General features: G+C 70.7%; 22 protein-coding genes. 12 read left to right on the plus strand and 10 right to left on the minus strand.

Annotated elements, in window-relative coordinates:
* The first annotated feature begins 119 nt into the window (after positions 1 to 119).
* The 4 genes from Pmi06nite_RS34810 to Pmi06nite_RS34825 all read left to right on the plus strand — a co-directional run bounded on the left by Pmi06nite_RS34810 (position 120) and on the right by Pmi06nite_RS34825 (position 3,657).
* Positions 120 to 1,025, plus strand: a complete 906-nt coding sequence (locus Pmi06nite_RS34810) for an ABC transporter ATP-binding protein (protein ID WP_203957448.1) — start codon at positions 120 to 122, stop codon at positions 1,023 to 1,025.
* Positions 1,006 to 1,806 (plus strand): ABC transporter permease subunit, encoded by an 801-nt coding sequence (locus Pmi06nite_RS34815; RefSeq protein ID WP_203957449.1) that lies wholly within the window; start codon positions 1,006 to 1,008, stop codon positions 1,804 to 1,806. The genes Pmi06nite_RS34810 and Pmi06nite_RS34815 overlap by 20 nt, the downstream gene beginning before the upstream one ends.
* Entirely contained in the window at positions 1,806 to 2,858 is a 1,053-nt protein-coding gene (locus tag Pmi06nite_RS34820) for a PucR family transcriptional regulator (RefSeq protein ID WP_239114407.1), read from the plus strand. Before Pmi06nite_RS34815 ends, Pmi06nite_RS34820 begins: the two co-directional genes overlap by 1 nt.
* A gap of 70 nt (positions 2,859 to 2,928) precedes the next feature.
* Positions 2,929 to 3,657 (plus strand): SHOCT domain-containing protein, encoded by a 729-nt coding sequence (locus Pmi06nite_RS34825; RefSeq protein ID WP_203957450.1) that lies wholly within the window; start codon positions 2,929 to 2,931, stop codon positions 3,655 to 3,657.
* Positions 3,658 to 3,843: 186 nt separating this feature from the next.
* Here the strand turns inward: Pmi06nite_RS34825 and Pmi06nite_RS34830 are convergent, their stop codons facing one another.
* From Pmi06nite_RS34830 to Pmi06nite_RS34855, 6 genes are all read right to left on the minus strand, one after another.
* Positions 3,844 to 4,803: a quinone oxidoreductase family protein gene (locus Pmi06nite_RS34830; protein ID WP_203957451.1), complete on the minus strand. Its 960-nt coding sequence runs from the start codon at positions 4,801 to 4,803 to the stop codon at positions 3,844 to 3,846.
* Positions 4,804 to 4,894: 91 nt separating this feature from the next.
* Positions 4,895 to 5,545 carry an HAD family hydrolase gene (locus Pmi06nite_RS34835; RefSeq protein WP_203957452.1) on the minus strand — a complete coding sequence of 217 codons (651 nt, stop codon included), beginning with the start codon at positions 5,543 to 5,545 and terminating at the stop codon, positions 4,895 to 4,897.
* Positions 5,546 to 5,561: 16 nt separating this feature from the next.
* Positions 5,562 to 6,641, minus strand: a complete 1,080-nt coding sequence (locus Pmi06nite_RS34840) for an ABC transporter ATP-binding protein (protein WP_203957453.1) — start codon at positions 6,639 to 6,641, stop codon at positions 5,562 to 5,564.
* On the minus strand, positions 6,638 to 7,528 hold the full coding sequence (locus Pmi06nite_RS34845; RefSeq protein ID WP_239114408.1) for an ABC transporter permease: 891 nt from the start codon (positions 7,526 to 7,528) through the stop codon (positions 6,638 to 6,640). The genes Pmi06nite_RS34840 and Pmi06nite_RS34845 overlap by 4 nt, the downstream gene beginning before the upstream one ends.
* The gene (locus tag Pmi06nite_RS34850; protein ID WP_203957454.1) at positions 7,516 to 8,397 is read right to left on the minus strand and encodes an ABC transporter permease; all 882 of its coding nucleotides are present in this window, start codon (positions 8,395 to 8,397) and stop codon (positions 7,516 to 7,518) included. The genes Pmi06nite_RS34845 and Pmi06nite_RS34850 overlap by 13 nt, the downstream gene beginning before the upstream one ends.
* Complete coding sequence (locus Pmi06nite_RS34855) at positions 8,397 to 9,503, minus strand: ABC transporter substrate-binding protein (RefSeq protein WP_239114409.1); 1,107 nt, start codon at positions 9,501 to 9,503, stop codon at positions 8,397 to 8,399. The genes Pmi06nite_RS34850 and Pmi06nite_RS34855 overlap by 1 nt, the downstream gene beginning before the upstream one ends.
* Before the next feature lie 161 nt (positions 9,504 to 9,664).
* Here Pmi06nite_RS34855 and Pmi06nite_RS34860 point away from each other — a divergent pair, with 161 nt between their 5' ends.
* From Pmi06nite_RS34860 to Pmi06nite_RS34875, 4 genes are all read left to right on the plus strand, one after another.
* Entirely contained in the window at positions 9,665 to 10,402 is a 738-nt protein-coding gene (locus Pmi06nite_RS34860; RefSeq protein ID WP_203957456.1) for a GntR family transcriptional regulator, read from the plus strand.
* A 156-nt stretch (positions 10,403 to 10,558) separates the two neighbouring features.
* Complete coding sequence (locus tag Pmi06nite_RS34865) at positions 10,559 to 10,825, plus strand: DUF6504 family protein (protein ID WP_203885581.1); 267 nt, start codon at positions 10,559 to 10,561, stop codon at positions 10,823 to 10,825.
* A 37-nt stretch (positions 10,826 to 10,862) separates the two neighbouring features.
* Positions 10,863 to 14,360 carry a DNA polymerase III subunit alpha gene (locus Pmi06nite_RS34870; RefSeq protein ID WP_203957457.1) on the plus strand — a complete coding sequence of 1,166 codons (3,498 nt, stop codon included), beginning with the start codon at positions 10,863 to 10,865 and terminating at the stop codon, positions 14,358 to 14,360.
* A gap of 1,084 nt (positions 14,361 to 15,444) precedes the next feature.
* Positions 15,445 to 17,664, plus strand: a complete 2,220-nt coding sequence (locus tag Pmi06nite_RS34875; protein ID WP_203957458.1) for an acyltransferase family protein — start codon at positions 15,445 to 15,447, stop codon at positions 17,662 to 17,664.
* Between the two features lie 10 nt (positions 17,665 to 17,674).
* On the opposite strand, the gene Pmi06nite_RS34880 is transcribed toward Pmi06nite_RS34875, so the two are convergent.
* From Pmi06nite_RS34880 to Pmi06nite_RS34890, 3 genes are read right to left on the minus strand one after another with little or no spacing between them, the layout of a single operon-like run.
* Entirely contained in the window at positions 17,675 to 18,127 is a 453-nt protein-coding gene (locus tag Pmi06nite_RS34880; protein WP_203957459.1) for a DUF5990 family protein, read from the minus strand.
* A 32-nt stretch (positions 18,128 to 18,159) separates the two neighbouring features.
* Positions 18,160 to 19,173 (minus strand): LLM class F420-dependent oxidoreductase, encoded by a 1,014-nt coding sequence (locus Pmi06nite_RS34885; RefSeq protein ID WP_203957460.1) that lies wholly within the window; start codon positions 19,171 to 19,173, stop codon positions 18,160 to 18,162.
* 19 nt (positions 19,174 to 19,192) lie between these two features.
* Entirely contained in the window at positions 19,193 to 19,906 is a 714-nt protein-coding gene (locus Pmi06nite_RS34890; RefSeq protein WP_239114410.1) for a FadR/GntR family transcriptional regulator, read from the minus strand.
* A gap of 87 nt (positions 19,907 to 19,993) precedes the next feature.
* Between Pmi06nite_RS34890 and Pmi06nite_RS34895 the strand changes: the two genes are divergently transcribed.
* From Pmi06nite_RS34895 to Pmi06nite_RS34905, 3 genes are read left to right on the plus strand one after another with little or no spacing between them, the layout of a single operon-like run.
* A complete protein-coding gene (locus tag Pmi06nite_RS34895) occupies positions 19,994 to 20,746 on the plus strand; it encodes a (Fe-S)-binding protein (protein WP_203957462.1) in 753 nt (250 codons plus the stop codon).
* On the plus strand, positions 20,743 to 22,185 hold the full coding sequence (locus Pmi06nite_RS34900; protein ID WP_373317352.1) for a lactate utilization protein B: 1,443 nt from the start codon (positions 20,743 to 20,745) through the stop codon (positions 22,183 to 22,185). Before Pmi06nite_RS34895 ends, Pmi06nite_RS34900 begins: the two co-directional genes overlap by 4 nt.
* Positions 22,182 to 22,808: a LutC/YkgG family protein gene (locus Pmi06nite_RS34905; protein ID WP_203957463.1), complete on the plus strand. Its 627-nt coding sequence runs from the start codon at positions 22,182 to 22,184 to the stop codon at positions 22,806 to 22,808. The genes Pmi06nite_RS34900 and Pmi06nite_RS34905 overlap by 4 nt, the downstream gene beginning before the upstream one ends.
* 87 nt (positions 22,809 to 22,895) lie before the next feature.
* Here Pmi06nite_RS34905 and Pmi06nite_RS34910 read toward each other — a convergent pair whose 3' ends face one another.
* Complete coding sequence (locus tag Pmi06nite_RS34910) at positions 22,896 to 23,189, minus strand: DUF2795 domain-containing protein (RefSeq protein ID WP_203957464.1); 294 nt, start codon at positions 23,187 to 23,189, stop codon at positions 22,896 to 22,898.
* Positions 23,190 to 23,333: 144 nt separating this feature from the next.
* Between Pmi06nite_RS34910 and Pmi06nite_RS34915 the strand changes: the two genes are divergently transcribed.
* Complete coding sequence (locus Pmi06nite_RS34915) at positions 23,334 to 24,410, plus strand: GNAT family N-acetyltransferase (RefSeq protein WP_203957465.1); 1,077 nt, start codon at positions 23,334 to 23,336, stop codon at positions 24,408 to 24,410.
* Positions 24,411 to 24,506 lie beyond the last annotated feature (96 nt).

A 24,506-nucleotide genomic window follows, 5' to 3' on the forward strand; every position in this document is an offset into this window, starting at 1 on the left:
ACGAACCTGTGCATGATCACGCCCGAGGGGCGTTGCCGGATGTGGGAAGGGAATCGGCTGCCGAGTTGTCCGACCTCGGGCATATCGCCGTACCGGGCCGTGGCAGGAACATGGCGAGCATGACAGCAGTGGTGGAGGCCGAAGGGCTGACCAAGTTCTACGGCAGGCGCAAGGGCCTGGAGGACCTCACCCTCCAGATCCAGCCGGGGGAGGTCTTCGGATACCTCGGGCCCAACGGCGCGGGGAAGACGACGACGATCCGGCTGCTCCTCGATGTGATCCGGCCGACCTCCGGCCGGGCGACCGTGCTCGGGGCGGACACCCGCGACACCGCGGTGCGCGCCCGGATCGGGTACCTTCCCGGCGAGCTCGCGCTCGAAGGGCGGGACAGGGCCCATGACTTCCTGAACTTCATGGCCGACGTCAGGGGCGGGGTGAGCCGCGGCCGGATCGACGAGCTCGCCGAGCGGCTGGACGCCGACCTGTCGATCAGGATGGGCCAGCTCTCCAAGGGCAACAAGCAGAAGGTCGGCCTCATCCAGGCGTTCATGCACGAGCCGGAGCTGCTCATCCTCGACGAGCCGACGAGCGGCCTCGACCCATTGGTCCAGCAGGAGTTCCTGACCATGGTCAGAGAGGTCCGTACGGCCGGCCGCACCGTGCTGATGTCGTCCCACGTGCTGGCCGAGGTCCAGAACGTGGCCGACCGCGTCGGCATCGTCCGCGGCGGACGCCTGGTCGCGGTGGAGGACGTGGCGGCCCTGCGGGAGCGGGCCGTCCGGCACGTCGAGTTCCACTTCGACGCGCCCGTCCCCACGGAGGCGTTCGAGGGCCTGCCCGGCGTGCGGGACGTCGTGGTGACGGGCGCGAGCCTCCGCTGCACGATCGACGGCCGGCCGGACGCCCTCATCAAGGCCGCGGCGAAGTTCACCGTGGTCCACATGGTCAGCTCCGAGCCCGACCTCGAAGAGATCTTCCTCACCTACTACAGCGAGGAGGCCCCCCGTGCCCGCGTTGGTGCATAAGACCCTCCGCGACTACCGCCGGAGCGTCATCGGCTGGCTGATCGGCATCTCGGCCTTCCTGTCGCTCTACCTGTCGATCTATCCGAGCATCCGGAACAATCCGGAGTTCTACCAGCAGGCCGCCCTGTCGAAGTACCCCGGCCCGCTGAAGGACCTCATGGGCGGGCTCGCCGACATCGCGTCGGGCACCGGCTACCTCCAGACGGTCGTCTACCAGCTCCTCGTCCCGCTGCTCCTGATCATGTTCGCGATGACCCTCGGGACCCGGGCGATCGCCGTCCCCGAGGAGGAGGGGACGCTGGAGCTCACGATGACGCTGCCGATCGACCGCAGGCGGCTCGTCCTGGAGCGCTGGGCGGCCTTCGCGCTCAGCCTGCTGGCCGTCGCGCTGGTGACGATGGTCCTGGTTCTGGCGCTGGCGGCGGTGGGCGGCCTCAAGGTGCCGGCGGGCAACATCGTCGCCGCGCACGCCGGGCTGTTCCTGATCGCCCTCTTCTTCGGCACACTGGCGCTGGGCTTGGGCGCGGCGACGGGCAAGAGGGCCCTCGCGCTCGCGGTGGGCGGAGGCTACGCCGTCGGGGGCTACGTGATCGAGACGCTCGGCAAGAGCGTCGATGCGATCTCGTGGCTGCGCTGGGTCTCTCCGTTCCACTATTACCTGGACGGCCGGCCGGTCTTCCAGGGCTGGCCGGTGGGGGACTACCTCGTGCTCCTCGGCGCGACCGCCGTGCTCGCGATGACGGCGATGCTCGCCTTCGAGCGGCGCGACGTAGGGGTCTGATGGACGACGTTCTCGCTCGGGTGAGTGAGGCGACCGGGGTGCCCACCGATCTTCTCGGCGGGTACCTCTCGGTGCTCGCGGCCACGGCCGCGACCGGACGGTTACCCGGCCGGGCCGAAGTGGACGACTTGAGGGCCTGCGGCGCGCTCGCGGCCGAGCGCGGCATCCCCCTGCGCGTGCTCGCCGACGCCTGCCTGCACGCCGCCGAGCTCACGGCGGGTGGTGCCTTCGGCGCCGTACGGCGGAGCATGGCGGCCTTCGCGGAGGGCTACGAGGAGGCGCAGTTCACGGCCATCCGGAAGGAAGAGGAAGGCCGCCGGGAGTTCGTCGCCGACCTGTTGCAGGGCCGGGCCGACGCCCGGCGGGCCGAACACTTCGGGTTGCGGCTGGCCGAGGCCTACATGGCGACCGTCGTCAAGGCCGACAGGCCACTGGCGGGAGGCGACCCGCTGATCCGGAGGATCGAGCAGGCTCTGATCGCCAGGTTCGGTTCGCACAACATCCTGGTGGCCGCGCGGGACGGCCTGCTCGTGTGCGTCTCCCCGGGCTCGCTGAGCGCTGCCGGAGGCGAGTTCGTCCACCACGTGCGGTCGGCGCTGACGACCTGGCGGGCGGGTGTGGGCAGGCCGCACTCGGGTCCCGGCGGGATCGTCACCTCCTACCAGGAGGCCGCCGGCGCCATCGAGCTCGGCGAGCGGCTCGGCCTCCGCCCACAGGTGCTGAAGGCCGCGGACCTGCTCGTCTTCCCCGTCCTGCTCCGGGACAGGAGCGCCATCGTCGACCTCGTCTCCACCGTGCTCGAGCCGCTCACCAAGGCCCGCGGCGGGCCCGAGGCCCTGCTGGAGACGTTGGAGGCGGTCTTCGCGTCCCAGGGGAACCACACCGCCGCCGCACGCAGGCTCGGCATCAGCACCCGGACCATCACCTACCGGCTGGAGCGCATCCGCAGGCTGACGGGGTTCTCCCCGACCGACCCCACTCAGCGGTTCACCCTGGAGACGGCGGTGCTCGGAGCCCGTTTGCTGGAGTGGCCCGCTCAGCCGCTGCCGTAGATCGGATGAGGTGGATCGAAACAGGATCATGCCCCCGTGCGGCCGCCCGTTCCTGTCTTATATTCGAGCCATGCTCACCCCCCTCCGGCTCATCCGGCGGTCCATCGGGCTGCTCATCGGGCTCGGCGCGCTGAGCTGCGCGCTCACCCTGCTCTACCTCGGCTCGAGCGCGGTCATGTCGATCGGCGGCAGCTGCGGGTCCGGCGGGCCGTACGTCGTCGAGACGCCCTGCCCGACGGGCATCTCCTGGATCATCCCCGTCTCGATCCTGGGCGGCCTGGCCGCGCTCGGCGTCTACGCGGCGAACCTGCTCCCCGTGGGCCCGAGGCTCGTCGTGCTGGCATGGCCGGCGCTGTTCCTGAGCCTCGGCTGGGCCTTCCTCGATTCGGCGATCGATCCCGAGCTCGGCGTCGAGTGGGGCTTCATGGTCTGCGCCGTGGTGTTCATCCTCATGGGCGGCCTCCCGCTGCTGTTCCTGGCGAAACGTGACGCGGCCCGGCGCGTCTTCTGGGGTGCCGCCCCACCGGAGGCGGCGCCACCCGGGAACGTCCCCCGCCCCGGGGAGGTCCGCTGGATCACCAGCGTCGAGCTCCCCGGAGACCGGGACAGGGAGCGTGAGCGGGAGCGGGAACGACATCGGGACGGACACGATCACCGGCCGTCCGCCCCGGCCTCCGCTGAGCCGAGCCCGCCGTCCGCACTCGTGGGCGAGCTCGAACGGCTGGCCGCCCTGCGTGAGGCGGGGCGGCTCGACGAGGCCGAGTACTCCGCCGCCAAGAAGCGCCTGCTGAACGGATGACGCCGATGAACGCCACCGCTGTCCGTGTGCTGTCGATCGTCCTTCACGTCGTCGCCGTGGCCGGCGGCGTCTACCTCGGTGTGCTGATCTTCCACGCGGCCACGTGACGCCGTGACCCCGTGACCCCGTGACGCCGGGAGGCCGGCGAGGGCATGCCCACCGACGACCGCCCTCCCGGCCGGGCGGCTAGGGGATCAGCAGCACCTTGCCGGTCGTACGGCGGGCCTCCAGGTCGTCGTGCGCCCGCCGGACGTCCTCGAGCGGATACCGCTGGGAGACGTGCACCTTGAGCGCGCCTGACGCGACCCAGCCGAACAGCTCGTCCGCCCGTGCGAGCAACTCCTCGCGGGTCGAGGTGTACCAGCCGAGAGAGGGCCGGGTGACGAACAGGCCGCCCGCCTGGTTCAGCCGCTGGAGGTCGAACGGCGGGACCGGCCCGCTGGCCGCGCCGTAGAGAGCGAGCAGACCGCGCGGCCGGAGCGACGCCAGGGAGCCCTCGAAGGTGGCGGCGCCGACGCCGTCGTAGACGACGTGGACGCCGGAGCCGGTGAGATCCTTGACGCACTCGGCGAAGCCGTCGTAGCCGAACACCTCGTCGGCGCCGGCCGCCCGCGCGAGCTTCTCCTTCTCGGCGGTGGACACCGTGCCGAGGACCCGCGCGCCGCGCAGCTTGGCCACCTGCGTCAGCAGCAGGCCCATCCCGCCCGCCGCCGCGTGCACGAGCACGTCGTCGCCCTGCCGGATCTCGTGCGTCGAGTGCGTGAGGTAGTGGGTGGTGAGCCCCTGGAGGAGCACCGCCGCCGCCACCTCGGGCGACACCCCGCCGGGCAGCACGATCGCCCTCGCCGCGGGGATCACGGCCTTCTCGGCGTAGGAGCCGAGGATGTTGACCCATCCCACCCGGTCGCCGACCACGATGTCGGTCACGCCGTCGCCGACGGCCGACACCGTGCCGGCGCCCTCGGAGCCGACCACACGCGGCGGCGGCAGGGGATAGCGGCCCTCGCGGTGGTAGACGTCGATGAAGTTGACCCCGCTCGCGGCCACCTCGACGAGGACCTCTCCCGGTCCGGGCACCGGATCGGGGACCTCGGTCACTTCCATGGCCGACGAATCGCCGTGGGAGGGAACGACGACGGCACGCATGTGCGACTCCTGTCTTCAGGCTTCACCTATGATCATGCCCAACCGGCGTCACGTCACCGGTTGTTCCCGTGTTCCCGCCCCCGGGATCCGTTCAGTCGCGGCGCGACACGAGCAGCCGCAGCAGCGGCAGGTCCACGCTCTCCAGCGTGGACACCCTGGCCACCCCCGCAGGCGCGGCCTCCGCGCCGCCCGTCAGGATGACCGCGCAACCGGCGGCGCGGGCCGAGGCCACCCCCGTGGGGCTGTCCTCCACCGCGACGCAGCCGTCCGGATCGACCCCGAGCTTCCTCGCGGCCGTCAGGTAGGGGTCGGGCGCCGGCTTGTTCCTGGCGCTCTCCCCGGCCGCGATCGACAACTCGAACCGGTGGGCGCCGATCGTCTCCAGCACGATGTCGACGATCCGCCGGGGAGACGCGCTGACCAGGGCCGCCGGCACTCCCGCCGCCTTCAGGGAGTCGAGCAACGGGAGCGCTCCCGGCAGTGCGGTGACGCCGGCCTCGACCCGGACGGTGAAGGCCTTGGTGATCATGCTCTCCACCTCCCGTCGCGCCGGTGCGCCGTCGGCCATCCGGACGAGGCGCTCCGCGGCGTCCTCGATCGACAGGCCGAGCAGGGCATGCTGATCTGAAGCCGCCAGGGCGGACCCGAGGTGGAGGGCGACCTCGAAGCAGGCCGCCCACCACAGTCCCTCGGTGTCCACGACGGTGCCGTCCATGTCGAACAGGACGGCACCCAACTCCATGGACGGCTTCGGTGGCTCAGACGACATCGTGCTCGGAGACCGGAACCGCCGCCGCGACGTCCGAGGACGCCGAGACCAGTACGGGCCGTTCCACGAGCTCGACCCGCACGCGAGTGCCGGGCGCGAGCCGTACGGTGTCGTGACCGGGCACGTCGGCGAGCATCTCGAGGTCGCCGAGCTGGACCCGCAGCCGTGAGGTCGACCCGCGGAACGAGGAGACCAGGATCATCGCCTCGGAGCTCGGGTCCGGCGTGACGATCACGGTCTCCGGGCGGACGAGCACCTCGACGTCGGACGTCGCGGGGACGTCGCCCTCCACGGGCAGGTCCTGACCGAGGACGGTCACCGTACGCCCGGACAGCTTGCCGGGAATGCGGTTCATCGTGCCGACGAACTCCGCCACGAACGCCGTCGTGGGCCGGTCGTACAGCGTCGCCGGGTCGGCCACCTGCTCCAGGCGGCCCGCTCGCAGCACGGCGACCCGGTCGGCCATGGACAGGGCCTCCTCCTGGTCGTGCGTCACGAAGATCGTCGTGATGCCGAGCGAGAGCTGCAGCCGCCGGATCTCCTCGCGGAGGGTGACCCGGACCTTGGCGTCGAGCGCGGACAGCGGCTCGTCGAGCAGCAGCACGCGCGGCTCCAGGGCGAGCGCACGGGCGAGCGCCACCCGCTGCTGCTGTCCACCCGACAACTGGTGCGGGTACCGCTCACCGATCTGCGGCAGGCCGATCAGTTCCAGCAGTTCCTGGGCGCGGGCGTGCCGCTTCGCGGCGGCGACCTTGCGGACCCGCAGGCCGAAGGCCACGTTGTCCCGGATGCTCAGGTTCGGGAAGAGGCTGTAGGACTGGAAGACCATGCCCGCGTCACGCCGGTTGGCGGGCACCCGGGTGATGTCGGCGCCGTCGATCAGCACGGCGCCCTCATCCGGCTGCTCGAAACCCGCGACGCACCGCAGGGCGGTGGTCTTGCCGCATCCCGACGGCCCGAGCAGGGCGATCAGCTCGCCCGGCTCGATGGTGAGATCCAGCCCGTCCAGCGCGGTGGTGCCGGAGAAATTCCGGCGCAGCCCGCGCAGCTCCACCTTGGCCCCGTTCATGAGCCACTCCTTTGCCTAGCGCCGGCGGACGACAGGACGAGCAGCAGCAGCCAGGTGATCAGGAGGCTGAACACCGAGACGGCCACGGAGACCTGCGCCTGTGAGCCGGAGATCGTGTAGATCCAGACGGGGAAGGTCTGGTAGTGGAGAAGCGACGCGATCGTGAACTCTCCGAGGACGAGCGCCAGCGTGAGGAAGGACGCACTGGCCAAGGCGGACCTCAGGTTGGGCACGATCACCCGGAAGAGCAGGTGCGGCCACGAGGCGCCGAGATTCCTGGCCGCCTCCACGAGGGTGCGCGCGTCGAGGGCGCCCAATCCCGCGTCGAGGGCCCGGTAGACGAACGGCAGCGCCAGGATGACGTAGGCCAGCACCAGCACCACGGGGAAGTCGGGATTCTGCGCCGCGATGATGGTCTGGAAGAACGGGGTGTCCGCCAGATGGTCGGGTCCCCACTGCAGGATCGTGGTGATGCCGGCGACGAAGGTGATCGGCGGCACGACCAGGGGGAGCGTGCAGAGGATCTCCAGGACCGGCTTCAGCTTCGGCACGCTGAGCCGTACGGCCAGCATGGCGGGCAACGTCAGCAGCAGGACCACCACGATCGTGGCGACGCCGAGCCCGAGCGAGAGCAGCAGCGACTTGCCGAAGCCCTCGGCCGACAGGATCTGCCCGTAGGCGTCCAGCGTGAAGCCCTTGCTGGCGTCCTTGACGGTGAACGTGAACGAGGCGATCAGCGGGACCAGGAAGTAGACCGCCGCCACCAGGAGGACCACGCCGCGCCACACCCGGATCCGGCGTGGCCTGCCGGCCCTGCCGCCGGGTCCTGCGGCGATGGCCGGGGGAGTGACCGGAGCCATCGGGCCCGCGGGAGTCAGCGCAGCCATCGGGCGCTCCTTCGCTGCAGCGGCAGGTAGACCGCCATGACGAGCCCCGCGACGACGATCATGTCCAGGCTGAGGGCCAGCGCGACGTTCTCGTGGCCGATGAGGACGTTGCCGGACAGCGCGTTGGCGATCTGCAGGGTGACCAGGGGGACGGTCCCTCCGACCATCGCCGCCGCCGTCGCGTAGGCCGCGAAGGCGCCGCCGAACAGCAGGACGACCCCGCCCAGCAGTGTCGGCGTCAGCACCGGGATCCCGACGTGCCGCCAGTACTGCCAGGTGTTCGCGCCGTTGTTCTGGGCCGCCTCACGCCACTGCGGGCGCAGGCCGTCCAGTGCCGGCACGACCACGACGACCATCAGCGGGATGGAGAAGTACAGATAGACCAGGGTGAGGCCCCAGAAGTTGTAGAGGCTCCACCCGGCCGAGTCGAGGCCGAGGGCGGAGGTGACCACGCCGGAGTTGCCGAGCGTGGCGATCCAGGCGAAGGCCAGGGGGATGCCGCCGAAGTTGGACAGCACTCCCGACGCCGTGAGCACCGCCTCGCGCAGCAGCCGGAACCGCGAGGTGACCACGGCCTGGGCGAGGAACGTGCCCAGTAGCGCGCCGACGACCGCGACGAGCGCCGAAAGCTTCACGCTTCCGAGCAGGGCGGTGAGGTAGGCGCCCTGCAGCGAGTCGGTGACGTTCGCGGCGCTGAGCGTGCCCTCCCGGGTGAACGTCCCGCCAAGGATGATCACGAGGGGCACGCCGAAGACGAGGACGACGAAGGCCAGCAGCGGCACGGTCGCGAGCCAGCTCTTCGACTTCTTCGGGCGGCTCCCGCCGCCGGCGGCGGCGGGAGCGGTATGGACGGGGGACTGGACCGTCATCAGCCGGAGACCGCCGCGCCCCAGCCGCTCGCCAGGGCCGCCTTGGCCTTGTCGACCTGCTCAGGCGTGGGGAAGGTCGGGGTGCCGTCGACCTGGGGAAGCTGGGCGACCAGGGTGGCGTCGGCGGTGCCGTCGGCCTGCATCGCGGGCAGCAGCACCGGGCGGGCGTAGCCCTTCAGCCACAGGTTCTGGCCCTCGGCGCTGTAGAGGAACTCCTCCCAGAGGCGGGCGGCCGCGGGGTGGGGAGCCGACTTGTTGATCGCCTGGGAGTAGTAGCTGGCGTACTTGCCGTCGGTCGGGATGGCGATCTTCCAGTCGACGCCCTTGCCGGCGAACTCCTTGGAGTAGCTCGCGTTGAGGTAGTCCCAGTCGATGCTGATCGGCGTCTCACCCTTCTCGACCGTGGCCGGGGTGGACTCGACGGGGTTGTAGTTGCCGGACTGCTTGAGCTTCTTGAAGAAGTCGAGGCCGGGCTGGATGTCGTCGAAGGAGCCCTGGTTGGCCAGCGCGGCGGCGTACACGCCGGCGAAGGCCGAACCCGACTTGGTCGGGTCGCCGTTCATGGCGACCTTGCCCTTGTACTCGGGCTTCAGCAGGTCCGCGAAGGTCGCCGGGCAGGTGGTGACCTTCTTGGCGTCGCAGCCGATGGAGACGTAGCCGCCGTAGTCGTAGAACCAGGCGCCGTTCGTGTCCTTCTGGCCGTCGGGGATCTTGTCCCAGCTCTGCACCTTGTAGTTCGCGAACAGGCCCTCCTGCGCGCCGCTGAGGGCGAAGGCGGCGCCGAGGTCGAGGACGTCGGGGGCGCGGTCCTGGCCCTTCAGGGTCTTGACGGCGTTGATCTCGTCCTGGCTGGAGCCGTCAGGGTTGTCGCTGTTGACCTTGATACCGTACTTGGTCGTGAAGGCCTGGATGATCTCGCCGTAGTTCGCCCAGTCCGGCGGAAGGGTGATGACGTTGAGCTGGCCTTCCTTCTTGGCGGCCTCAACCAGCTTGTCGAGCCCGCCGAGGTCCGCGGCGGAGGTCGCCGTGGCGGCGCTGGGGCCGGTGCCACCGGAAGCGGTCGTCGTGTCCGACTTCGGGGCGGAGCCGCATGCGGCGGCTGTCAAGGTGGCTACGGTTAGCGCGGCCATAACGCCGGCGATACGAGTGGACAACGGGTGCCTCCCACTGAGATATGTGGATCGAACCTAAAGCAACTTGTACAAACAAGCGAGACCAGTAAGTCGCACATTGATGTCAATAATGTGAACGGAGAGGTACCGGAACGATGGCGCGTTATGAACACATCGCGGGAGAACTGCGGGACGCGATCGTCCGGGGCGATTATCCGATCGGGGCTCAGCTCCCCACGGAGGCTGAGCTGGCCTCCCGTTTCAACGCGGCGCGCGGAACGGTCCGCCAGGCCGTCGCCGTACTGGTCGCGGAAGGGCTCGTCGGCACCCGGCAGGGTGCGCGGCGGATCGTGCTCGGCAGCGAGCGCAGCCAGAGCTTCGCCGAGTTGCACAGCTTCGCCCAGTGGGCGCGCTCGGTCGGCCACCAGGCCGGCGGCCTCGTGCTGGACTCCCATCGCCGTCCGTCCACCCCGTCTGAGGCGGTACGGCTCGCGATCACACCCGGCGAGGAGGTCCTCGTCGTGGTCCGGCTTCGCCGTCTCGACGGCGAGCCCGTCCTGGTGGAGCGGACCGTTTACGCGAGCTGGATCGCGCCGGCCGTGGAGAAGCTCGACCCGGCCTGCGAGTCCGTCACCCAGGAACTCTACGAGGCGGTCGGCCTCGTCTTCGCCTACGGCGAGCACCTGATCGACGCCGTCGCCGCGGGGGCCGAGGACGCGCGACTGCTCGGCGTCCGCCGCGGCAGCCCCCTGCTGCGCCAGCGGCGCACGACCACGAGTCAGGAGGGGCGCCCGGTCGAGTGCTCCGACGACCGTTATCGGGCGGGCAGCGTCACCTTCAGCATCCGGAACTCCACGACCGCGAACTCCCTGGTCCGCAGGGCTGGAGACTGACCCGCCGCCGGGTCGGGAAGATCCGCGACGCGCGCCGTCGATGTGGCGACTTGCGTTCGATCTCCTGGGAACGTATGTTCGAAGTAGCGGGCATTCTGCCCGATTGATCCGCCCGTCTTCCCCCGGGTGGCAGTGAAGCCACAGGGAGAAGACGTCTTGAGCAGACTCTACGGTGATCCGATCGAGGTGTGGGTCCGGGACGGTCAGCCTGCTCAGTTCGTCTGGCGGGACCGGCTCTATGCCGTACGGCAGGTGCAGGACCACTGGGTGGTCGCGCGCGAATGGTGGAAGACCAACGACGCCGACCCCGGCGAGCGGCGGTTCTGGCGGCTCGAGGCTGCCGCGGGCAGGGACGTCGGCACCTACGAACTGCGCTTCGACACCGCGAGCGGCGGATGGCTCCTCCTGAGGGCCTGGGACTGATGGGAACGATCCGGGGTTTCCGATCAGGGGGGCTCTGATGACCTCCTTCACCCATCTGCACGTGGCCTCGGCCTACTCGCTCCGGTACGGCACGGCCTTCCCCGGCGCCCTCGTCCGGAGGGCGGCCGAGCAGGGCATGGACGCCCTCGCGCTGACCGACCGCGACGGTCTCTACGGCGCGGTCAAGCACATCCAGGCGTGCCATGCCGACGACATCGACCCGATCGTCGGCGTCGACCTCGCGACCGAGACGCGGCCGGCCCGGCCGGGGGACGACCCGGCGCGGATCGTCGTGCTCGCCCGCTCCGGCGGCTGGGCCGCCCTGTGCCGTCTGGTCACCGCGGCCCACCACGTGGGGGAGCGGGGCGAGCCGTACGTGACGCCGGGGATGGTGGCCGAGCACGCGACGGGTCCCGACGGGGACCCCCGGCTGGTGGTGATGCTCGGCCCGCGTTCCGGCGTCGGCCGTGCGGTCGCGGAGCGGCGGGACGACCAGGCCAGGACCCTGCTGGCCGCCTGGCGCTCCGTGGTGCCCGACCTGGTCGTCGAGTTGTCCGACCTGTTCGGCTACCACGACGCGAACGTCGCCACCCGGATGCTCGCGCTGGCCGGCTCGATGGGCGTGCCCGCCGTGCTCACCAACGCGGTGCGCTACCTCGACGCCGCCGGCCACCAGGTCGGCAACGTGCTCGACGCGGCACGCAAGCTCGTGCCCCTGCACACGCGGCACGTCGAGAACCCCACCGCGCACGCCTACCTGAAGGACGGCGGCGAGATGGCCCGCATCGCCTTCAAGATCTGCGGGGGAGACGCCGACCGTGCGGCGCGTCTGCTGGCGCAGACGCGCCGCGTCGCGGACGACTGCCGGCTGGACCCCGTCGAGATCGTCCCGCTTTTGGACGAGGACGACCCCCGGCTGCACCTGCCGGAGATCGGCGAGGATCCGGTCCCGCTGTTGCGGCACCGGTGCGAGGACGGGCTGATCGACCGCGGCATGGCCCGCTCGCGCGACGCCAGGGACCGTCTCGCCGCCGAGTTGGACATCATCGAGAAGAAGCGCTTGTCCGGATATTTCATCTCAGTCGCTGGCATCACGGACATGATCCGTTCGATGGGCATCCGCTGCGCGATCCGGGGCTCCGGCGCGGGCAGCCTGGTCAACCACCTCATCGGCATCGGTGAGGTGAACCCCCTCGAGCACGGCCTGCTGATGGAGCGCTTCCTCTCCGAGGGGCGCCGCGGCCTGCCCGACATCGACGTCGACGTGGAGTCCGCCCGCCGCCTCGACTGCTACCGGGCCATCCTCGGCCGGTACGGCGAGGCGCGCGTGGCCTGCGTCTCCATGATGGAGACCTACCGCGCCCGCAGCGCGCTCCGCGACGTGGGAGCGGCCATGGGCCTGCCGCCGCACGAGATCGACGTCATCGCCAAGGCGTTTCCGCATGTCAGGGCCAAGCAGATCCGCGCAGCCCTGTCCGACCTGCCCGAGTTGCGCGACAGCGGGCTCAACGACCGGTCGCTGCAGAACATGTTCCGGCTGGCGGAGAGGCTCGACGGGCTGCCCCGGCACATCGCGCTCCACCCGTGCGGGGTGCTGATCGGCAACTCCACCCTCCGCGACCGGACGCCCGTGGAGCGCAGCCTGCTCGACTTCCCGATGTCGCAGTTCGACAAGGACGACGTCGAGGAGGCCGGCCTGCTCAAGCTCGACGTGCTCGGCGTGCGCATGCAGTCGTCGCTGGCCTACTCGCTGCGGGAGATCGAGAGAGTCGACGGCCGGAAGATCGACCTGGACGCCGTCCCCCATGACGACCAGCCCACCTACGACATGATCCGCACCGGCCGCACGCTCGGCTGTTTCCAGATCGAGTCACCGGGCCAGCGGGAGTTGGTGGCCAAGCTCGAGCCCCGGACCATGCACGACCTGATCGTGGACATCTCGCTGTTCCGGCCGGGACCGGTCAACTCCGACATGGTCACCCCCTACCTGGAGGCCAGGCACGGCTACCGCGAGCCGTACTACCCGCACGAGAGGCTGAGGGGCGCGCTCCGGGAGACCAACGGGGTGGTCGTCTTCCACGAGCAGGTCCTGAGGATCATCGATGTGATGACGGGGAAGGGCCTGTCGTTCGCGGAGAAGATGCGCCGCACCCTCGGGACCCCGGCGGGCCGGGAGATCGTCCGGTCGTGGTTCGTTCCGCTCGCCGGGGAGAACGGCTTCGACGACGCCACGGTCGACAAGGCGTGGAAGGTGCTCGACGCGTTCGGCGGGTTCGGGTTCTGCAAGGCGCACGCGGCGGCGTTCGCGCTGCCCACCTACCAGTCGGCCTGGCTCAAACGGCACCACGCGGCCGCCTTCTTCGCCGGAGTGCTCACCCACGAGCCCGGCATGTACCCCAACCGCGTGATCCTCGACGAGGCCCGCCAGTGCGGGGTCGACATCCTTCCGCTGGACATCAACCGCTCGGGCAGGGAATGGCTCGTGGAGCGGACGGGTCCCGTCGCGCACGACCGGCCGGGTGAGCTCAGGATCGGTGAGATCGGGCGTGGGTACGGCCTGCGCGTGCCGTTCTCCGCGGTCAAGGGGGCGAGCGACGCGGAGGTCGACCGGATGGTCGCGGGCCGGCCGTACACCTCGATGGCCGACTTCTGGGAACGGGCCCGCCCCTCGCGCCCGACGGCCGAGCGGATCGTCGAGGTCGGCGGCCTCGACGCGCTGTACGGCCTGCGGCCGGGCGAGCCCCGATGGCGTCCCGGCGAGCTGACGCGGCGCGACCTGGTCGCCCAGGTGGGCGCCCTGGATCGGGCGTCCTCGACGGGCGTGAGCGCGTCCGGAGCGGCCGTGCAGCTTCCGATGGGGTTCACCGAACAGGTCACGCCGGGGGAGTTGCCGGAGATGACCGAGGTCGAGGCGGTCGAGGCGGAGCTGTCGATCCTCGGCATGGACGTCAGCCGTCACGTGATCGGCTTCCACGACGAGCTTCTCGACGCCATCGGCGTGACCAGGTCGAAGGACCTGCTGAAGCGGCGCAACGGGGCGGAGATCCTGGTCGCGGGGGTGAAGGTGGCCACCCAGACCCCGGCCGTGCGCTCGGGTCAGCGGGTCATCTTCGCGACACTCGACGACTCGACCGGTCCGATCGACCTGACGTTCTTCGAGTCGGTGCAGGCGCACACCGCGGCCACGGTGTTCGGGTCGTGGCTCCTGCTGGCCCGGGGCGTGGTCAGGCGCACCGGTGGGAGGGCCGTCTCGCTGCGGGCCGTCCACTGCTGGAACCTGCACGACCTCGACCGGCTGTGGCGGGCCGAGGGCATCGGCGCCGTCCGCGCAGTGCTGAGCGAGCCGCCTTCCTCCGGCACGGGTGTGGGCGGGCGGCCCATCGAGTACGGCAACGGCTTCCGGCTCTCGCCCTACTCCGATATCGGGCCGACTCCCGGGGCGCGGGAAGGACGGATCCGCGGCCATCCGGCGGAACCCCAGCGCCGGCTCTGGCATGCCAGCTCGGGCAGCTCGGGCCCGGCACCCGGGCGGTGACGGTCTCGGACGACGGGCTCCGCGGAGCTCGAGGCGGAGCTCGACGACAAGACGTAGCTCGAGTGATGCGCAGGCGGACGGGCCTGGAGCCGCCGCTCCCGGAGCTCCGGGAACTGGTGGTCACGAGCCCTCGGCGAATGCCTGGTCTGCCCGAGAACGGTGATCTCCCGGACGGTGGCCGCGCAGAGAATGGCGGCGACGATCGTGGCGCCCAACTGGGGCAGGCCCGCGCCGGTGAGCCCGGCGTGCCCTGGCCGTACGAACACCAGGAACAGCGCCACCAGCCAGCTCGCCCACCAGCAGGCGCCGAGGAGGAGCCAGCGGGCGCGGCCGTCCTGGCCGGCCCCGGCGGGCCGCCGACCGGCTTCGCTCCAGGTGATCCCGGTGCGGCCGCCTCCGTCGCGGGAGGCTCCGCTTTCGCCCGCGTCGCGCCAGGCGCGGTCGGCCAGGACGAGCGGGGCCACCAGGTTGACCACGGGCACGAGCCAGGCCGCGACGAGCCCCAGCCTGGAGGTGCCGGGCAGGGCGCGACGCAGCCAGGTCAGATAGGCGGCTCCCGCCGCGATGGTCGCGATGGTCAGCGCCATCATCAGGATCGCGAACACCGTCACCGCGCCCGCCACCTGACGTGCTCCGGGTGCTTCGGGGTTTCCGCCGAACGCCGCGATCTGCTGGGCCAGCCGGTGCCCACGGGCCTCTTCGAAGACCACCAGCGCGGCCATCGCGACGACCTGGAGCGTGAGCCAGGCATACACGCCGGAGGCCGCACGGCTCACGGGTGACGAGGTCGACCACATGTGATTCTCCCCCCGGCGTGCGCGGAACTTGTATCAGTCCTATCCCGTCAGTGATCCTCTTAATCAGGTGAAGTCGTCCGGCCGGGTGCTGAAGGGGACACTCGCCGGCCGACGCTCTGTCCGGGCCCGTCACCGTCGGCTCGTGCCCACGGCGTCCCCGGCGTCCACGGAACGATGTCCCCACTGGACGCCCACAGCGGCCACTATGCTGCCGCCTAGCCATAAGCGCGTATGTATCTAGCCAAACCGGGCTGACGCGCGATATCTGACGACTTCACTGCAGATAGGTGATCACACTGAGCAGCCGGGAGACCTCGCCGAGCCGCACCTCCGGAGCAGGCGGGGACTCGGAACCCGCTTCGCAGGGGCATCTGCTGCTGGAGGGGTCCTCGGGCGATGCCGCGGCGCCCGCGACATCGACGACCGTTTCTGAGGGCGCATCCTCCGGAGCGGGCGAGAGGCCTTCGAGCCGTTTCCGCGGCGACATCGAAGGGCTCCGCGCCGTCGCCGTCGGACTCGTGCTGCTCTACCACGCGGGAGTCTCCTTCCTTCCCGGTGGATTCGTCGGCGTCGACGTCTTCTTCGTCATCTCGGGATTCTTGATCACCACTCAGCTCGTGTCGGAGATGGGCAGGACCGGGACGATCTCACTCGTCCGGTTCTACGCCCGGCGGGCGAAGCGGCTGTTGCCGGCCGCGGGCATCGTCCTGCTGGCGACCGCGGTGCTGGCACGCTTGTTCATCCCGTCGACGCGCTGGAACGAGATCGGCGGGGACATCGTCGGCTCGGCTCTCTACGTGGTGAACTGGCGTTTCGCCGACCGGTCGGTGGACTATCTGGCCGAGGACTCCCAGCCTTCTCCGGTGCAGCACTTCTGGTCGCTGGCGGTGGAGGAGCAGTTCTACCTGGTGTGGCCGCTGCTGATCCTCGCCGCCATCGTGGTCGCGAAGATGATCCGCAGAGGGCGGAAGCCGACGCTCTGGGTGGGCCTCGCCCTGGTGGTCATCCCGTCGTTCGCCTGGTCGCTGAGCGAGACGGCGAACGTCCCGGCCCGCGCGTACTTCGAGACGACCACCCGCATGTGGGAACTGGGCATCGGCGCGGCGGTGGCCCTCGCCGCGGGGGCGTTCACCCGGCTGCCACGCGGCCTGGCGATCGGCGTCGGCTGGGGCGGTCTGGCCGCGATCGCCGCGGCCGGGTTGCTCATCACCACCGAGACGCCATGGCCCGGCTACGCCGCCGCCTTGCCGACGCTCGGGGCCGCGGCGGTCATCGCGGCAGGATTCTCGGTGACCAGAGGAGGGCCGGCGTCGCTCCTCGCCCTGCGGCCCCTCCGCTGGATCGGCGGCCTGTCGTACTCGCTCTACCTGTGGCACTGGCCGCTGCTCGTGGCGGCGACCGCATACCTGGGCGGGTTGTCGACGACGCGCGGCCTGATCGTGGCGGGCGTCTCGGTCATCCCGGCCTGGCTGACCGCCCGTGCCGTGGAGAATCCCCTCAGGCATTCCGCGGCCATCGCGCGCTCGTCGCGGCTCGCTCTCAGCATGGGCGTCAACTTCACCCTCGTGGGGGTGGCCGCCGGCCTGGTCCTGCTGCTGGGCGTCACGACCTCGCAGGCGCCGGCCGGTGCCGTCGCGCAGGGCGCGGCCGTCCTCGGTGACAAGCCGCGTAACGCCCCGGCCGGAGCCGTGGTGGACCACGTCGGGTGGATGACGCCGACTCCCGCCGAGGCGACGGCCGATGTTCCGGCGGCCTACGCCGACGGATGTCAGCAGGTCACGAACAAGACCGAGGTGGCCACCTGCGAATACGGAGACCGGGACGGACAGGTCGACGTGGCGGTGGTCGGCGACTCCAAGATGGTCCAGTGGATGCCGGCGCTGCAGCCGCTCGCCGACCAGAACGGCTGGCATGTGGTCACGTACTTCAAGTCCGCGTGCGCCTTCTCCCTGGCGACCACCCGATACGACGGCAAGCCGTACCAGTCGTGCCGTGACTGGACCGATGAGGTGCGCCGGCGGCTGAAGTCGGATCCGCCGGACTTCGTGATCACCTCGCAGGGGCAGGGCAACGCGCTCGACGCCGGCGGCAAGGAGACCCAGCAGGCCATGACCGCCGGTCTGCGTGGCGTCTGGTCCGAGCTCACGGCGCTGGGGACGAAGGTCGTGGTGGTGGCCGACAACGGGTCCCCGGGCACCAACGTCTACGAGTGCGTGGAGAAGAACCCCGAGAAGTTGTCGGCCTGCGCGTTCGACCGCGCGCGATACGCCGTGAGTGCGGCGCCCACCCAGCATCTGGCGGTCAAGGGCCAGCCGAATGTGCGGATCGTCGACCTGTTCGACGCCATCTGCCCCGCCGACCGGTGCGCGCCCGTGATCGGCAACGTGCTCGTCTACCGTCAGGGGTCGCACATCACGGCGACGTACGTCAAGTCGCTGACTCCGCAGCTCGCCGCGGCCCTGTCGAAGGCGAAACTTCCCGCCACGTATCAGTCGGGAACGAGCTGAGACGCCCGCCTCAGCCGACGGTCCATTCGATGCGCGGAGGCCGTACGGCGGCGCAGAGCGGCTCGCCCCTGCCGTCGGTGAGCCCGAGACGCCCGAGGAGCCGTCCTGAGCGGACCGCGGCGTCGACGGTCCCCGCGTCGACGGCGTCGAGCATCAGCTTGGCCCGGCGGAACATGCTGAAGACGCCCGCGTCGTCGACCGTGCCCCAGGACAGGTAGATGAACCGGCTGCCGGGACGGCCCTGGATGTGCGGCCCCCTGAGGTCCACGCCGCCTGGCGTGGGGGTCGCGGTGCACTCCAGCGTCCAGGCCGCCGACGTCGCGTCACCGGGATGGAGGCCGAGCAACTCGTCGCGGCGGTCCCGCCGCTGGACGCCGACATGGACGCCGGAGTAGCCGGGGAAGCCGGCACCGGGCGGGCACGTGCGGCCGGGCAGGTCCGACGCTTCGATGTGGATCCTCACACCGCAATCATCCGCCTCGCGACGACCGCCTGCTAACCGAGCACCAGGTCCCGGATGTCCCTCAGCGTGGGCTCGTCGCGCGGACCCATGACCAGCAGATTCGTCACCGGGCTCTTGCGCCACAACTCGAGCCGTTCGCGGATGCGGCCGATGGGACCGACCAGGGAGATGCCGTCGGCGAGTTCGTCGGGGATCGCGTCGAACGCCTCGTCCCTGCGCCCCGCCAGATAGAGCGCCTGAATCCGCTCCGCGGCTTCGGCATACCCCATCCGGCCCACGATGTCGGCGTGGAAGTTGCGCGCCTTGGCGCCCATGCCGCCGATGTAGAGGGTGAGCATCATCTTCACCCCGTCGATGGCGGCGCGCACGTCGTCGGTCACGATGACGTTCACCATGGCCGCGACGTCGAAGCCGGGTGCCGCGCCGGCGAGCGCCTCGCCGTACATCGCCTCGATCTTCTCGGGGAAGACGAAGAGCGGGAGCCAGCCCTGGGCGACCTCGGTCGCGAGCGTGACGTTCTTCGGGCCCTCCGCGCCGAGGTAGACGGGGATGTCGTTCCGGAGGGGATGAGTGATCAGCTTGAGCGGCTTGCCCAGGCCGCCGGGGAACGGCAGGGGATAGTGCGGTCCCGGAGCGGTGACGGGCTCCTCCCGCCGCCAGACCTTCCGCATGATCTCGACATACTCACGGGTTCTCGCGAGAGGCCGGGGGAACGGCTGGCCGTACCAGCCCTCGACCACCTGGGGCCCTGACGCGCCCACGCCGAGGAGCAGCCGCCCGCCGGTGAGGTGGTCGAGCGTCATCGCGGTCATCGCGGTGGTGACGGGAGGCCGCGCGGACAGCTGGGCGACGCTGGTGCCGAGCTTGATCCTGCTGGTGCGCGCGCCGTACCAGGCGAGGGGGGTGAAGGCGTCGCTTCCGTAGGCCTCGGCCGTCCACACCGACTCGTAGCCGAGCCGTTCGGCCGTCTGGACCAGCTCGGTCGCGTCGTCCGCGTTCCGCTGCCAGTATCCGAGGTTCAGTCCCAGTCTGAGATCGTCCGCCACGCCACAAGTAGAACACGTTCTAGCCGAGTCGGCCAGCCGGAGGCGGATATGCGCGCTCCAGATGCACGGCGATCGCCTCCACCGCCGTCGCGGCGTCGCCGTCCCTGATCGCGCCGTAGATCCGGCGATGGTCGGCCTGGAGATCCCCGGTGTCGCCCAGCCGTACGACGGCGTCGATGGCGAAGCGCTGGACGGCCCCGCGCAGCGCCTGCATGATCGCCGACGTGAGCCGGTTGCCCGAGGCCTCGGCGATGGCGGCGTGGAAGGCGATGTCGTGCTCCACGAACTCCTCCGGGCTCCGCGCCGCGTCCATGGCCCCGAGGGCTTGCGCCATGGCCTCCAGTCCCGTCCGCGAACGGGCCGCGTGCTCGGCGGACCACTGCTCGATCATCAGCCGGGTGTCGACCACCTCGCGCATCGACAGCGTGGCCAGGCCGAGGTGCAGGCGCAGCAGACCGGTGAGCGCGCTGCCGGGCCGCGAGGTCAGTACGGCTCCCGCATCCGGGCCACGTCCCACCTGCGACGACACCACGCCCAGACTCTCCAGCACGCGGAGGGCCTCGCGGACCGACGACCGGCTCACCCCCAGTTGCTCGGCGAGTTGGCGTTCACCCGGCAGCCGGTCGCCCACGGTGAGGCCGTCGGCCGCGATCCGCTCCTCGATCCGCGCGAGGACTCCCTCGAAGGCGCGTACGCGAGCGGGATGCTGCGCCTGCCCGCCGGGCTCACTCACGGGGCCTCCTCGGTCTCGCGTGGTACGGATGTGATGATGATGTATGGTCTGACCATATTTGGTCTGACCATATACGCGGGAGGGCATGTGCGGGTCGCCCTGTTCATCACCTGTGTCAACGACACGCTTTTTCCGGGCACCGGGAAGGCGGTCGTGACCCTGCTCCGGAGGCTCGGCGTCGACGTCGACTTCCCGGAGGCGCAGACCTGTTGCGGGCAGATGCACCTCAACACGGGCTACCGCGAGGAGGGCGCACGGCTGGCGCACCACTTCGTGGACGTGTTCCGCGGCTACGACGCCGTCGTCGTCCCCTCGGGGTCGTGCGGCGCGATGGTGCGGGAGCAGTACCCCAAGCTGGCGGACGGCGGCGCCTTCGGTGAGGCGGTGGCCGCGACGGTCCCGCGGGTGTACGACCTGTCGGAGTTCCTGATCGACGTGCTCGGGGTCACCGATGTCGGCGCCTACTTCCCCCATCGGGTCACCTACCATCCGACCTGCCACTCGCTCCGGGGGCTCCACCTGGGTGACCGGCCGAGAAGGCTGCTCGAGCAGGTCAAGGGCCTGGAGCTCGTCCCGCTGCCGGGTGCCGAGGAGTGTTGCGGCTTCGGCGGCACCTTTGCCGTGAAAAATCCGGATATATCGGCGGCCATGTGCGGCGACAAGGTCCGCAACGTGCTGGACACGGGCGCCGAGGTGCTCTGCGCGGCCGACAACTCCTGCCTGATGCACATCGGCGGAACGCTCACCCGTCAGAAGGCGGGCGTGCGGGTCATGCATCTCGCTGAGATCCTGGCGTCCACCGCACCGGGCGACACCCACGAGCGGGGAGACTCACGATGAGCCGCACCTTCCTCGGCATGCCGGGAACCGTCTCCATGATGGGCTACTCCGGCAAGGAGGGCTTCCCCGAGAACGCCGCGAAAGCCGTACGGAACTCCCAGCTCAGGTTCAACCTGCGCAAGGCGACCGGGACGATCCGCGGCAGGCGGGCGAGCGTCGTGGGGGAGCTGCCCGACTGGCCGGACCTGCGCCAGGCCGGCAAGGCGATCAAGGACCACACCCTTCGCAACCTGGACACCTACCTCGTCGAACTCGAGGAGGCCGTCACGAGGGCCGGGGGCCACGTGCACTGGGCACGTGACGCCGCCGAGGCCAACAGGATCGTCACCGACCTCGTCAAGGCCACGGGCGAGACGCAGGTGGTCAAGGTCAAGTCGATGGCCACCCAGGAGATCGGGCTCAACGAGGCCCTGCACGACGAGGGCATCACCGCGTACGAGACGGACCTGGCCGAGCTGATCGTCCAGCTCGGGGACGACTGGCCCTCCCACATCCTGGTCCCGGCCATCCACAGGAACCGGTCGGAGATCCGCGAGATCTTCGTCCGGCACATGTCCGAGTGGGGCCGTCCCGCGCCGGAGAAGCTCACCGACGACCCCGCCGCCCTGGCCGAGGCCGCCCGCCTGCACCTGCGGGAACGCTTCCTGGCCACCAAGGTGGCCATCTCCGGGGCCAACTTCATGGTCGCGGAGACCGGGACGCTGGTCGTGCTGGAGTCCGAGGGCAACGGCCGGATGTGCCTGACCCTCCCCGAGACGCTGATCAGCGTGGTGGGCATCGAGAAGCTGCTGCCGACCTGGCGCGATCTGGAGGTGTTCCTCCAACTGCTGCCCAGGAGCTCGACTGGCGAGCGGATGAATCCGTACACCTCGATGTGGACCGGCGCGACCGAAGGCCAGGAGTTCCACCTCGTCCTGCTCGACAACGGCCGCACCCGCGTGCTCGCCGACGACCTCGGCCGCCAGGCGCTGCGCTGCATCCGCTGCTCGGCGTGCCTCAACGTCTGCCCCGTCTACGAACGCTCAGGCGGCCACGCGTACGGATCGGTCTATCCGGGGCCGATCGGTGCGATCCTCACCCCGCAGCTTCGCGGGATGGAGTCCGAGCTCGACCGGTCGCTGCCGTACGCCAGTTCGCTCTGCGGCGCGTGCTACGAGGTGTGCCCGGTCGCCATCGACATCCCGTCGGTCCTGGTCGAACTCCGCGGCAGGAGCCGTCACCCGATGGCGGAACGCGCGGGCATGGCCGCCGCCGGGTGGGTCCTCAACCGGTCGGGGCGACTGGCCCGGGCCCAGCGGATGGGCGGCCGGATGCGCCGCCTCGTCCCGAAGCGGCTGCCGGGGCCGCTCGGCGGATGGACGGACACCCGCGACCTCCCCGACATCCCGAAGGAGTCGTTCCGCGACTGGTGGAACCGTACGGACGGAGGCTCACGATGAGCGCCCGCGATGTGATCCTCGCGCGCGTCCGCGCCGCGGTCGAGGGCGTCCCCGACGTCGAGATCCCCCGGTCCTACCGCGGTGCGGCTCCCGCCTCCGAGGGGCTGGTGGACCTGCTGGCGGAGCGTGTGCGCCATTACAAGGCCGCCGTCCACGTCGTGGCGGAGACCGGGGTCGCGGACCTCGTCGCCGCGTCGCTGGCCGAGCGCCGCGCCCGGCGGCTCGTCGTGCCCGAGGGGTTCCCGGAGCCCTGGCTGCCGGCCCAGGGCTTCGAGCGGATCGCCGACGAGCCGAGGCTGAGCGCGTCCGACCTCGACACGGCCGACGGGATCCTGACGACGTGCGCCGTCGCGATAGCGGAGACGGGGACGATCGTGCTGGACGCCGGGGCGGGCCAGGGCCGGCGGGCGCTCACGCTCCTGCCGGACTTCCACCTGTGCGTCGTACGGCAGGACCAGATCGTGGCGAACGTCCCCGACGCCGTCGCCCGCCTCGACCCGGGGCGCCCCCTGACCTGGATCAGCGGCCCGTCCGCCACCAGCGACATCGAGCTCAACCGGGTCGAGGGCGTCCACGGTCCCCGGATCCTCGAGGTGGTCATCGTGACCCCGGCCGCCACCTGACGGCCGCCGCAGACGGGCGCGCTTCTCGCGCCGGACGAGCGGCGGGACCACGTGAGGAACCCCGTCCGCGGTTTCCGGCGGCCCTCACTAGTGGCGTTCCACCCCCAGCCCGAGCGCCTCGGCGACCTGGCCGACGTTCTGGTACCTGAGGTCGGGCAGGTCGCGTACGGCCCGCAGCACGGCGTCGGGGGCGTTCTTGGCCTCGGCGTGGGTGAGGAGGTCGTGCGCGGCCGCCGGGTAGCGGGCGTCACTGAGCCATTTCGCGAGGTTGCTGCGGCGTTCCACGTCAGCGGGCGTGATGCCGATCGGGGTGCCGGTCTCGTGTTTCCGCTCATCATCGAGACGGGGGCCGTGCTTGGCGCTGCCACGTTGGATACTCATGACCTCACCTCCCGAATAGGGTCATGAGGTGCCTCGTACCCGGCCGGGCCGCCCCAAACATCGGCGACGGCCTGCCCGGAACGTGCGGAGGCCCTGGTGGGCGAACAAACAGACGAGGAATCGGCATCCCCCTGGAGTGGCGCTGTGTTCGACGAGCAGCTGACGATCAACACCGAACGACTGGTCCTGCGGCCGTTCGGGCCCCAGGACGCCGTCATGGTCCGGACGGTCATCAACGAGGGGGCGTACTCCACTGCGCTGCCGCCCGGCGCCCCCGGGCATCCGGCGGGGATACCGCAGTGGTTGTCCCAGGGCGTCCATGAGCTGTGGCGTTCCGGTCAGGGGATCCACCTCGCCATGGAGACCTCCGGGGCCCTCGTCGGCGCGATCAGCCTGTTCAAGACGCAGTGGGGCGCCGCCACCTCGGAGGTGGGGTACGGCGTGCATCCGGCGCACCGCGGCCGTGGCTACGCGACCGAGGCCGTCAGGGGTCTCACCGGCCGCCTGCTCCGGCCGGGCGCCCTGCGCCGGATCGAGTTGCGGGCCAACGCCGACAACGTCGCGTCCATCCGGGTGGCGGAGAAGGCCGGCTTCACCCGCGAGGGGTTGCTGCGCGGTGCGGGGTTCGAGGACGACGGCCCGCACGACCTGGTGGTCTTCGGCATGCTCCGCGGCGACACCAGCGTGGAGCGCCGTCTGGAGAGCGACCGGCTGATCCTGCGGCCCTTCGTCAAGCGCGACGCCTTCGACCTGCTGGCCGCGGTGCGGGACGACGCCGAGATCGGCCGCTGGATGCCGTGGGCGGAGGGCTTCACGCTCGAGCGGGCGCTCGACTGGTGCACCCGTGTCGCGCACTCCGGAGGCGCGGCCATCGGCGGCAACTTCGCCATCGAGCCGCGCGAGGGCGGACGCCTGGCCGGCGCCATCGGCGTCCAGCGCGAGGACCACGAGCGGGGCGACGTCGAGGTCGGGTACTGGATCTCGCCCTGGGCCCGGCGGCAGGGATACGCGGCGGAGGCGACCAGGACCGTCACCACGCACCTGCTCGACGCGGGGTTCCACCGCGTCCACCTGCTGGTGGCGACGGGCAACCACGCCAGCCAGGCGGTCGCCAGGAGGGCCGGTTTCATCGAGGAGGGCATCCTGCGCAAGGCGCTTCCCGTGCATGGCGGGCGGGCCGATGCCGTACTGTTCAGTGTCCTTAAAGGGGAAATTAAGTGAGAAAAGGTAAAAAATTTCCTCGCCACCTGGGCCTATCGGTCAAGAGGCGCCCATGATTGGGCCCGGAGGGTTATCCTCACGAGCCGGATCACGTCT

The organism is Planotetraspora mira (genome assembly GCF_016863275.1).
Lineage (GTDB): Bacteria > Actinomycetota > Actinomycetes > Streptosporangiales > Streptosporangiaceae > Planotetraspora > Planotetraspora mira.